Origin of the sequence: Sporosarcina sp. NCCP-2222, assembly GCF_023168145.1 — a bacterium.
Taxonomy (GTDB): Bacteria; Bacillota; Bacilli; order Bacillales_A; family Planococcaceae; genus Sporosarcina.
In genome coordinates this window covers 33233-43994 of sequence record NZ_BQYK01000004.1, presented here as the reverse complement: position 1 = coordinate 43994, position 10762 = coordinate 33233, and the positions used below count along the sequence as shown (strand labels likewise).

The following is a 10762-nucleotide window of genomic DNA, read 5'->3' as shown; positions in this document are numbered from 1 at the left end:
GGGTACAGTACTGACTATCAGAGGGGCGTCACCATCAGGAGCACTTCAGATATTCACCCCACACGACTTAAGCTATGGCTCAAGCCCCCTGATTAGGAGAGGCAATGGCAATATTAATCAATGGCTGCCATGGCAATCAATAGTGAATGTTGCTGCGAAAGCATCCATGACTGCTATTCAGAGTATAGCACCAACCAATATTTCAGTTATGGCATTAGACACAAAATTATTCGACACATCTAGGCTATGGGATGCCTCAGTTAGTGGATTCAGGATCAGAGAAGCAGGGAGATATGCGGTAGTAGGAACTGGACTGCTTAGTACTGCCAATTGTTCTAAAACCCTACGGGTGTACGCTTATCAGTCAGGTACGGGTACATCTAAGGGTAACGTCATTAATTCGTCTTATGACTCTGCTGACCCATCCCTTCGTCTCTCGCTAAACGTAGTGGGGGTTTTCGACTTGGAGGAGAACGACTTTGTAAGACTTCTAATGTCTCATACATCTACCACCACTCTTAATACCGTATTTGCGGGCAGCTGTGAACTTGCAATTTATAAAGTATGATGGAAGGAGGCAAGTAGCCATGCAAACGTGTAAGTTAGAAAATGTAAACCCCGACAGACTATCTGATGATCTATTGAGGGAAGGTATTATTCCTATCAGCATCACATCTGATTTGGAGGAGGGTAAGCACATTGCCACAAATGCTACTCTAGTACTCGATGACGATGTAGATATGGCTGTCGTGAAGGCAATAGTCGACGTGCATAACACCGACCCTACTCCAATTCCACCAACAGACGATGAGATTCTTGGACGGCAAATGACCGAGCGCGAACTTGAAGCGATGGAGCAGGGTCAACAAATCACGGACCTAGAAATTGAGACGATGCTGCAGGGTCAGCAATTGACCGATTTTGAATTACGCTTATTTGAAATGGAGGCGACTCGTAATGTTTGAATCACTGAAAGAACGCTATGAAAAGAATTGGTGCCGCAAGGACCAACTGGCTCGGTTTGTTCAATTGGCAGCAATAACGCCGGAGCAATATGAGGAGATTACAGGGGAACCTTATAGCGCTATATAGAGGGGCATGAGACCAAAAGAAGGGAAACAGTACAATGTCATTGAATATTACTCTTAACAGGAACAGGAGTGATTAATTTGATGACTGAGGAGGAAGCAAAAAAGGACTTTTCCGATCCGTTAAGAAGACTAGCAAATAATCATTATGCTATGGAAAAGGCGAGAGAGAGATTACGTGTCGCTATTGAAGCAAAAGATAATAAGGAAATATATACAGCGATAGGGGAATTACTATTATGGGTTTTGACTACGGAGGAATGGCATTGGAATCATGATAAGCCTTTCAAGAAAAGACGGAATATAGATGACAGAGGACAGCTTCTTTTTGGATTAAGATTTGCCTACAATGCAATGAAACATAATATGAATTTCTATGAGATTCATTTCGGTCGTTCATCTGGATTTACTTTTCCTTTTTCGTTTCCAGTCCGTTTCGCTATCAAAAATATTCTTTGGATTAAAGCTGACGAAAAGTTTGAGCTAAGCAAAGAAGATCGGATATTTAATGAAAAGAGTTATAAAGAACAATTGTTAAATTACAAAAGATATATAGAGGGGAAAGATGTATCTATAACCTTTGACAAAGCTATGGAATTTCTGCATGAAGAATATGAACGAATCAAGTAAGAACGTCCATCCCGGGCGTTTTTTATATTTACCAAAAAACATGAAGGGTGAGATATATGCAAATGATTGAATGGCTATCGAGGTTTTTGGAGACGGATAATACAAAGTTGATTTACATTCTAGCTCTGATCATGGGAGCGAATATCATTGATTTTACAATCGGCTGGCTCAATGCCAAGCTGAATCCGAGAATGAAGTTTTCAAGCGCAAAAGCGATTTACGGCATTGCCCGTAAGTTGCTTTTATTTATTTTGCTTGTCTATTCGATCCCGGTTGCGTTGCTTATGCCGGACCCATTGGGTATTAGTGCATTGTATGTCCTGTACATTGGATATTTGGCGAGTGAGATTAATTCGATTCTAAACCATTTTAAACTGGCCGAAGATGACAAGACGATGGATCCGTTTATTGATTTCTTCAAGGCATTCTTAGCCAAGAAGGGTGGGAAGTGAGGTGGTTGCCCTTAATTATGAAACGAAGCATATTGGTAAGAACAAATTTAGTCGGCCAGGCTATAAGCTGTTTCCTGTTAAAGCATTCGTTCTGCATTACACGGCAAATCATGGGGGTACAGCAGAAAATCATTTCTCCTATTTTAACAATTTGAAAGGACGTTATGCATCAGCACATATTTTTGTGGATCGAACCAAGTCGCTTGAAATCATTCCGCTAAGTGAAGTGGCTTTCCATGCCAATGAACGTAAGGAGGGGCCGTTAATTCCTTCACTGAAAGCAACGGCCGGATATTATCCCGGAGGTAATGCTAACCTAAACACCATTGGCATTGAGATGTGTATGGAGAAAGACGGTACAATCCATCCGGATACAATTGCACGGACCATTCTGGTCATCCAAAAGCTACAGAAGCAATTCGGCGTGCTGCCGATCTATCGTCATTATGATATTACTGGCAAGAGATGCCCGGCACCTTTTGTATCGGATGAAAAGCTATGGACGAAGTTTTTTGTTGATGTGAAAAAGGAGGATGACGAATTGAAATTCTCTAGTGGTACACTAAAAAAGGAATGGGAAACGTTTCTTGGTAGCAAGGCACAGCGCGAAATAGCAGTGAAAGCCGCAGTCGAAGCAGGGTACTCTGCAAATTGGATCAAGAATTTTGAAGAGGGCAAAGCGGAAAATGGCGATGTGGCAGCCCTTGCTATCGGCGCCCTGATTAAAGCTAACAAGTAATGATTTGAAGCATTGCATTAAATTTGATAAGATGAACCCACATCGAAAGATGACTGTAAAAGGCGCTCCGTCCATTATGGATAGGGGCGCCTTTTATTGTGACTTGTCCTCTTTTTTCTTATGAATTAATTCGTGTATTTCAGCTGAAATGGATACAATGTTTTCTTGTTCATCCTCCTTAAGGAAGGCTGAAAATGACGGCAAAAGTTTTTGGGTAGAAAAAGCAAAAAACATATAAACAGCCCATAATGCAGGCAACAGCCACCAGAGTCCAGACCAAGAAAATGTAATATGCAGATTACTAAGCTTCATAGAAAAGCCTATTAAGGCAATAAAAATTAAAATCGCGTGGGAAATTACCAGAGAAGGATGTTTTTCAAGCAAGTTTCCATCTTTTTTAGAACTGCTACTTAGACTACGTTCAGTTAATTTAGAAACTCCATTCAATAAGAAGAACAAAATTAATAACACTGAAGAAGCGCCAATAGAACTTATTATTAGTATTGTAGAAAGTGGTAGAGCATATGCATTATCAAAGATATTTGCAAATCCTTGTATAGCTCCAAATGCTCCCATTAGAATGGCGGCAAAAATACCTAAGATAGTGATGAATTGCGTTAACATACTACGGGATTGTGTATCAGCCTCTGATTTTAATTTTTCGTAACGCTCTATTAACTGACGTTGTTCTCTTCTTAATACGTCAATCTCTTTCATCTGAATACGCATTAATGTATACTTCTGGATCAATGCCAAATTGATATGGCGCAATATTTTAAAATACATCTTCTCTAAATCGTGTTTGGCTTCATCGGTAAGCTCGGGACTTTCTTGAGCAGTTTTCTCTTTAGTTGTACCTACTTTTTTTGCAAAATACTCAGCACCACGTATATAAAGGTCTTCAGTAAATTCATCCAAATCTTCCGGTTGAGTATGTTCAAATACACTTTCTGTAATTTTGTCATAAGGAATAATAAAATGATCGAACGTTGTACTCTCTAATGTAGACATGAATTGCTCAAATTTATGATCTAGTCGTTTTGATTGCAGGCCATCCTTATTGATAGAACTTGCCGCAGTTTCTAAGTCCTGTAGAGTTTGAATATTCAAGCCCTCGAATTGCGCAATAAATACTTTGGAAATACCTTGCCTGTCGTTTTTAGGTAACTTCCTATCGTTAGAAAACGTTTTAATCAAATCTTCAAAAACAATGAAGAAACGTTCTTCAGTATTCGTATTTTTCATATGGCAAAATCATTGGCGATTTCCGGTAGAGTGTAACTGTCCACATAGTTTCTACTGAGAATATCGTCTTCATAATCAGCCCAAGAAGGCAAATCATGCGAAATTTTAACTAAATCAAAAACATCAATTTGCAAAAGTTTAGCTATGTTATCATCCCATTCTATATACTCCGGGCTGTATACACCCTCAATCTCATTTGTAATGTCCTGATCCCTAAATCTGTTATAAGTATAATACAACGATTCCACCACAGGTCCATATTTCCACTTTTCGAATGGTATATCATACGTTTCTTCAGCCAAATCATCGATACCGTGATTCCTCATATGAAAACCTAATGTAAAAAACATTACTTTTTGCAGTTGCAGATGTGTAACTGCAAAACCACGTCTGTTAGCTACAGCAATAATATGATTGGCCAACTCTCTCATGCTAGCCATAACAAACTCTCCTTTCAGATAATTCTGTTATATATCTTACTCTCTTAACTATACAATATTTCAATAGAAATTAGTATAGATTTAAATGAAGTGTCATAAATCAATGTTTGCTTTCTATTTCTTATATACACATATTACTAGAGAAATAAGCATTAAGTCAAGAACATTTGTTCCTATTTTGGTTTTAAGAATCCTTTTATTGTCTTTGATAAAGGAATGTATGTTCCGTAAAATGTGTGTAAGGAGGATGAAATATATGAAGCGATACGGGAAGATTAAAGACCGAGGTGAAATTAAATGGACTGCCATGATGCTGCCGGAACACATTGCCCAGTTGCGTGACTGGCAAGCGGAGGACGACAAGGTTGAGCGGCCAGAATTAACCGAATGGGACTTGGTAGCCCTGCAGGAAGAACTTGAACTGGCATTCAAACGTAAATTCCAGGCCAGGATCCAAACATGGAGGGACGGCCGAATAATTCCACATCGTGGCATCGTAGAGGAAATCGACATACATAAACAAGTAATTATTCTGGCTGATCCGTTTGGGGACGTCCGAATAGATGTAAAAGACATTATTTCAGTTCAATGTATATAATAATCTGAAAATAAAGAAGGATATCCTCTGATGTTGTCGAATGTAGGCACAAAGGGGGTGTGTTCAAAATGTACGCAGAAATCATTAAACACTTAGATGGTGAATTTGTAACTCTTTTTGAAAGTGAGGATGAAGACTTAAATCATGCAACCATCTTAGTCACTAGTAATGAGATGAGAAAAAAAGACGAGCTTGTATTCTTAAATTTTTACATGCTTGCTGATGGTGATTTGTCACATGGCCTAGCTACATTCGGTTTTGATAATGCATCTGAAGCGTGGGAGTTTCTTAAGAAAGTTCCTGATATGTCAGCGATTGATTTTATGTCACAAGCACTGGGCATGGTTCCTCGTTTTGAGATGGTCGATTAATCGAGATAAGTATGTATAAAAAAGAGGGGGCAAATGCCTCCTCTTTTTCGCCGACAGTACGCCGACCATTTGCCGACCATTCTAATGGCGTATAACTTTTTACAATATGGTACAATACACTTAAGATATTGTTAAATCAATGGTTCTTGTCCATAAACCATTATGAAAAATAACACGTTTGGACTCTGGCAGTGTGAAGGTCACCGGTTCGAACCCGGTATGCTCCATAATTAAAGGAACCTTGTCAAACTAACGTTTGATGGGGTTTCTTTTTTTATGTTCAATTGGTTTTGGGCTGACTTGTGGTTGTCGCATGTCCAGAGTGTGCCTGATTGATAAAATTTCGGGAAAATACCTCAAGGTTGATATCTCTAACTCTAATTATGTCAAACAACAAACAAAAGAATTTATTCATTCCATCTGTACACTTGATAGTCAAAGGAATCCAATTTACTAGTCCATCTATTACCAGAGAGCTCAGGTAATAGATCTCTGTGATGTCCCCAATTAAGAATGTGAAGATTTTGTATTCCAACATCACGAATTGTACTTACACCGCTTGCGTTATATGCAGGTTTGTGAACATATATCAATAAACGTTCAGCCAAATCAATTTCTAAGGACCATTCATTACCACAAGGAGTTTTAGAACCATGCATTCTTCCAATATAAACTTTCGTGTTATTAGAATCATTGGTGTCTATCCAATTCTCCTGGGGGATTCTTATTCCAAATGTTTGACGGTCTGCCTTACCGATATACAACAAAACATCATTTCCATAGGTCGTATGTTTGCCATAGATCTGATATACACCGTAATCAGTTTCTGTGTTCATTAAGGAAGGAAGATCAGATAACTTAAATGGACCATCCCAATGAATTTGGATTAATTTAATTTCTATAGAATCCATTCAAATCCCAGCTTTCAAGTAGTTTTGAAAATTAACCTATAATTGTTTAGTTTACCGTTCGATTCGTTAAAAAAAGACCAGGACTGTCCCTCCTGATCCGACCAAATTAATTATAGCATGGAGGGACATTTTATTAAAATGGCAGATGTGCAAATAGACTTACTAGGTAAACTAATTCTTGATACAATGGTATTGCCTGCTAACTGTGTTGTGGTAATTTCGGAGGGTAAGGCAAAGGTGAGAGAATTACCAGAGCATGGTGAATATAAGATTGTGACGCATCAGGGGAAGGTAAAGAGGATGCGGAGGGAAGAAGGCGAGGAATTTTGAAAGATGAACATGATTTAAACATTTTTTTCTATGTTATTATAGGTTCTTTGATTTTAATTATATTGTGCTTGGCACTTTTTATTAATATAAATAGTTTTTCAATTGAAACTATATTTATAAATGGAAAAATATTTGGTTTGAGTGATGGGTTTTGGGGTGCTTTATTCGGAGCGTTAATAACTGGATTAATGGCTATTAAGGTTAGCAACGGCGAGCATAAAAGAAGAATTGCCGACAAAGATGCAGATTCGAAAAAAGTCCTCTTAGTATTAAAAGAATATGCGGAAGATTTGCGTAGCGACACTGTCAAAATTTTTGATGTATATAATAAAGCTAAGGACGTATTTGATCCTTATCAATATATTGAGTTTGAATACGATGAAGAGGGAAGGGAACACGTAATAAACTTTCCTCCCCCGCAAATAGAAGATGAATATGCGGAAAATATAAAACCGTATAAAAATGAATTGCTTAAACTGAGTAAAAATATTCAATCTTTAATAGAAGAGATACAAAAAATTGATATTCAACAACTTGATATTGATTCATATAAGGATGTATTGGCATTTAAACAAAACAGTCGGAAAATAATTGAGCCATGGATAGAATACACCCATTCGATAGGCGGCAGCATAAACACTTTTGAAGAATTCGAAGTAATAGAAAAGATGATTTCTGACTTTTATGACTCGGTTTCTTGAATATTAGTCCTCTAGCCAACCTGGAGGATAAAGATTATTACAGCATTAAGCCGTGTCATTTGTTGTCCTCAGGAACACGGGGGTTATCATATTGTTACGTTTCATAAAAAGATAAGCGGATGGTGAGGGGGGAGGAAAAAGTTTTGAAATACATTACACAGGCTTTTTTATATGTATTTGAATTGTTTCTTGCAATATCTATAATGTTCTGTATCGGTAATTTAATAGCTCAAAATAAAGTATTTGCATGGACTGAAAATATAATCAGCTATGATTTCTTAGGGAAATTTTTGTTGCTTTATGGAATTTACCAAATAGCCATTTTCGTATTAATAAGCCTTTTTGATTCAGCAAGAAGAGATGCGACACTCAATAAAATAAAAATTATAAAACTAGGCATAGTTAGAAGTGAGTTTAAAAGGACTTACGATGAAATGAATGTGTTCTATTATAATTATAAAAACAACAATTCAATATTAATAAATAAAACTGACAAAAATGATATTGAGGAAATTTATCAGATTTATCGGCAATATATTGAAGGCACTATTGATAAAGAGGTATATGACTTTTACTTGAAAAATAAATTAGTTTTACTGGAAGATAAATATGAATTTTATAATTTAGCTTGGAGACTATCCTTAATTTTGAGGTTATGTAAATAATATGACCCTCTGGCTAACCAGAGGACAACGATTGATTACAGCATTACGCTGTGTCATTTGTTGTGTTTATTAGTATGGGGATATCAAATTGTAACACATCTGCAGAAGGTTAACCGGATGCGGAGGGAGGAGGGGAAGAATTTTGATTGAAGAAACCGCGGGCAAAGAAAAAAATTTAAGTACCAAGGAAGAAAGGGTGAAAAAAGTTTTCTAAAGCGGTTATATCCTATATTTGAAGACAATTTCGTTTTATCATCCGAAATTTGCGAATGTCATGTAAAAAAAATTTCAAATGAGTATAGTGAAGAACAATTAGAGTTAATTGTTCAGATGCTAGAAAGAGAAGTAAAAGTAAAGGAATTTAACAGAACTTTCTTCTTGTCTACACTAACTGCTATGTTTGCTTTATCAACTGTGATGTTCACACTGTTAAGTAATGCTATTACAGCTAGATCCGAAATAGATCCATCGGTAGCATCAGTTTTAGGATTAGCGGCATTCGTACTAAGTCCGATTATAATTATAATCTCATATAACAGTTTTGTTAGTGATAAATCTTATAGAAGAACTAACAGATTGTTACTTTTTGTTAGTATAGCAAAGAAATATAAACAAGATACCAATATCTTATAAGTCCCCCTGTCCAACCAGAGGACAGCATTTGATTACAGCATTGCGCTGTGTCATTTGTTGTCCTCTTTTTTTCATAAAAAGGTAGTGAGGATATGAGGACGTTTCAGGACCAACTGATTGAAAAAGGGCTCTCACAGCCCGCAGGACAGAAAGAAAGCAGAGTACCATGAGACAATGGGCAAGCAGGAGGAACAGTTCACATCGATGGAGTGGGCTGAATTAATGGGTACAAATCGCCCGACATACGGACGGAAAAAGGGCGGAGCATTTAGACAGAGATAGGAGGGGCTTTCATGTTAAGTTGGGCGGATAAATTGATTCAAGAGTACAACGGGGCGTCAAGAGTTGATCCGAAGAGCGGATACCATAAACAGGACTAATCCTATTGAGAGGGAAGACTTGAAACATATTAATAACATGATTGAATCAAAGACGTTTTCACTTGATTGGATGAAGACCGGACGGCAGCCAGGAACATATAGAGGAGCAGATGAGAGGGCGGTTTATCAATGACGTTCCTATGAAAACATCGATTTGATTCCGGATATGGCGGAGCATTTGGAAAGTGATCAACCGAAGGAACTGTACATGTCGAAAGAGAAAAGGGTCATTCTTGCTGATATCCCCTCTTCCTTTTCGCAGCGTGAGCGGATCTGTTATTTGTTGCACGTAGGCCATAAAAAATCATGCTCAAAAGGACAGTGAAGGAAACACGACAAAGAAATCATCTGTACTTAGCTTAACCGTTGGAGGAGAGTCGGTCCTTCATGTTGGAAGTAGCTTAATCCTACATGAAACTGGTTTAACAGATGTCTTTGAAGAATATGCAAAAACGGTTGACGTGCAAAATATGGATCGCTTTATTTCCTTTGTGAATCGCATGGTCAATGATATGGAAGAACATAACATCCGGTAAAAGTAAGGTTATCCTAATCCGGTCACAATTAGGAAAACCATTGGCGACATTCCTAGGTGTCCTAGGTGATGATTTTTCGTATTTTGCAACGGATATCGACAAATCAACCGGGTGACGACGGCCAATTGGATTAAGAACTTGGAAGAGGGTAAAGTTGAAAATTGCGATGTGGCTGCCCTTGCTATTGGCACTCTGATTAGCGCTAATAAGTAATAATTTGAAGCATTGCTTTAAATTTGATAAGATGAACCCACATCGAAAGATGACTGTAAAAGGCGCTATGTCTTTGGTGTAGCGCCTATTTCAACTTAATAATTTACGCTATTTCACTTTTCTAGCATTGATAAAACACAATCAACATCCCGCCATTCGTAAGTCAACTCATTTAATACGACTCCACCAATTTTTATTGGTTTTGTTCTATGCAACTTAGCTCCATAATGCTCATAAAAATAACGTGTGTTATTCTCTTCAAGTACATCTACATATGCGTTTTTTATCCCCAATTGCTTTAAATGAATAAAAAGCTGTAGTAGTAATCTCTTACCAATCCCTTTTCCTTGATACTGATCAAGTAAGTAAATAGACGTTATGTCGCTAGAAAAGGGAACGGGATTTGTCTCTCTTTTCCAACAATCTGCAAAACCAACAATCTTCCCATCAGCATTTTCTGCTATAGCAATATAATTATCTTTCCTTAACACATTTTGAGTCCACAATTTTGTCCTTTGTTCATATGACAGGTTGTTCAAAAAGTCATTTGGGATAATGTCTTTGTATGTTGTTTTCCAACTATCGACATGAACTTTTGCTATTCCCTTCACATCACTAAGAACCGCTTTTCTAATTCTCATAAAGTTTGCATCCCCCTTACTGCGTTAAATATATAGTTCAACAAATAATTCAGTACACCTTTTATAACTGTGTTTATTTTTAATTACCTTTAATTTAATAGTGGATAAATCACCAACTTCGTATAACGCCCTGTCCTTAATTGGATGGGGTTTCACAATAAAATATATATCTGAATTTCTGAATTTCTG

General features: G+C 37.3%; 17 protein-coding genes. 13 read left to right on the top strand and 4 right to left on the bottom strand.

Going from position 1 to position 10762, the window contains the following annotated elements; genetic code table 11:
• From NCCP2222_RS09840 to NCCP2222_RS09815, 6 genes are all read left to right on the top strand, one after another.
• Positions 1-568 (top strand): hypothetical protein (locus tag NCCP2222_RS09840; RefSeq protein ID WP_248511915.1); only part of this gene is annotated, 568 nt, incomplete at its 5' end.
• A 19-nt stretch (positions 569-587) separates the two neighbouring features.
• A complete protein-coding gene (locus tag NCCP2222_RS09835) occupies positions 588-965 on the top strand; it encodes a hypothetical protein (RefSeq protein ID WP_248511913.1) in 378 nt (125 codons plus the stop codon).
• Complete coding sequence (locus NCCP2222_RS09830) at positions 958-1092, top strand: XkdX family protein (protein ID WP_248511911.1); 135 nt, start codon at positions 958-960, stop codon at positions 1090-1092. Before NCCP2222_RS09835 ends, NCCP2222_RS09830 begins: the two co-directional genes overlap by 8 nt.
• A 77-nt stretch (positions 1093-1169) precedes the next feature.
• Positions 1170-1718, top strand: coding sequence for a hypothetical protein (locus NCCP2222_RS09825; RefSeq protein WP_248511909.1), 549 nt, complete (start codon positions 1170-1172; stop codon positions 1716-1718).
• 56 nt (positions 1719-1774) lie between these two features.
• Complete coding sequence (locus tag NCCP2222_RS09820) at positions 1775-2170, top strand: phage holin family protein (RefSeq protein WP_248511907.1); 396 nt, start codon at positions 1775-1777, stop codon at positions 2168-2170.
• Position 2171: 1 nt separating this feature from the next.
• A complete protein-coding gene (locus NCCP2222_RS09815) occupies positions 2172-2909 on the top strand; it encodes a peptidoglycan recognition protein family protein (RefSeq protein ID WP_248511905.1) in 738 nt (245 codons plus the stop codon).
• A gap of 93 nt (positions 2910-3002) precedes the next feature.
• Here the strand turns inward: NCCP2222_RS09815 and NCCP2222_RS09810 are convergent, their stop codons facing one another.
• Positions 3003-4154, bottom strand: coding sequence for a hypothetical protein (locus NCCP2222_RS09810; RefSeq protein WP_248511904.1), 1152 nt, complete (start codon positions 4152-4154; stop codon positions 3003-3005).
• Positions 4151-4594 (bottom strand): Panacea domain-containing protein, encoded by a 444-nt coding sequence (locus NCCP2222_RS09805; RefSeq protein WP_248511903.1) that lies wholly within the window; start codon positions 4592-4594, stop codon positions 4151-4153. The genes NCCP2222_RS09810 and NCCP2222_RS09805 overlap by 4 nt, the downstream gene beginning before the upstream one ends.
• Positions 4595-4850: 256 nt before the next feature.
• Here NCCP2222_RS09805 and NCCP2222_RS09800 point away from each other — a divergent pair, with 256 nt between their 5' ends.
• Both NCCP2222_RS09800 and NCCP2222_RS09795 read left to right on the top strand, forming a co-directional pair.
• Positions 4851-5192, top strand: coding sequence for a YolD-like family protein (locus NCCP2222_RS09800; RefSeq protein WP_248511902.1), 342 nt, complete (start codon positions 4851-4853; stop codon positions 5190-5192).
• 68 nt (positions 5193-5260) lie between these two features.
• Positions 5261-5563, top strand: coding sequence for a hypothetical protein (locus NCCP2222_RS09795; RefSeq protein WP_248511900.1), 303 nt, complete (start codon positions 5261-5263; stop codon positions 5561-5563).
• A 407-nt stretch (positions 5564-5970) separates the two neighbouring features.
• On the opposite strand, the gene NCCP2222_RS09790 is transcribed toward NCCP2222_RS09795, so the two are convergent.
• On the bottom strand, positions 5971-6474 hold the full coding sequence (locus NCCP2222_RS09790; protein WP_248511899.1) for a hypothetical protein: 504 nt from the start codon (positions 6472-6474) through the stop codon (positions 5971-5973).
• 186 nt (positions 6475-6660) lie between these two features.
• Between NCCP2222_RS09790 and NCCP2222_RS09785 the strand changes: the two genes are divergently transcribed.
• The 5 genes from NCCP2222_RS09785 to NCCP2222_RS20870 all read left to right on the top strand — a co-directional run bounded on the left by NCCP2222_RS09785 (position 6661) and on the right by NCCP2222_RS20870 (position 9834).
• The gene (locus NCCP2222_RS09785) at positions 6661-6804 is read left to right on the top strand and encodes an XtrA/YqaO family protein (RefSeq protein ID WP_371811577.1); all 144 of its coding nucleotides are present in this window, start codon (positions 6661-6663) and stop codon (positions 6802-6804) included.
• A complete protein-coding gene (locus tag NCCP2222_RS09780; protein ID WP_248511898.1) occupies positions 6801-7505 on the top strand; it encodes a hypothetical protein in 705 nt (234 codons plus the stop codon). The genes NCCP2222_RS09785 and NCCP2222_RS09780 overlap by 4 nt, the downstream gene beginning before the upstream one ends.
• 143 nt (positions 7506-7648) lie before the next feature.
• On the top strand, positions 7649-8170 hold the full coding sequence (locus tag NCCP2222_RS09775; protein WP_248511897.1) for a hypothetical protein: 522 nt from the start codon (positions 7649-7651) through the stop codon (positions 8168-8170).
• 1309 nt (positions 8171-9479) lie between these two features.
• Entirely contained in the window at positions 9480-9719 is a 240-nt protein-coding gene (locus NCCP2222_RS20875; protein WP_375709182.1) for a DUF5052 family protein, read from the top strand.
• Positions 9691-9834, top strand: a complete 144-nt coding sequence (locus NCCP2222_RS20870; RefSeq protein ID WP_375709179.1) for a DUF5052 family protein — start codon at positions 9691-9693, stop codon at positions 9832-9834. Before NCCP2222_RS20875 ends, NCCP2222_RS20870 begins: the two co-directional genes overlap by 29 nt.
• A 211-nt stretch (positions 9835-10045) precedes the next feature.
• On the opposite strand, the gene NCCP2222_RS09770 is transcribed toward NCCP2222_RS20870, so the two are convergent.
• The gene (locus tag NCCP2222_RS09770; protein ID WP_248511896.1) at positions 10046-10573 is read right to left on the bottom strand and encodes a GNAT family N-acetyltransferase; all 528 of its coding nucleotides are present in this window, start codon (positions 10571-10573) and stop codon (positions 10046-10048) included.
• Positions 10574-10762 lie beyond the last annotated feature (189 nt).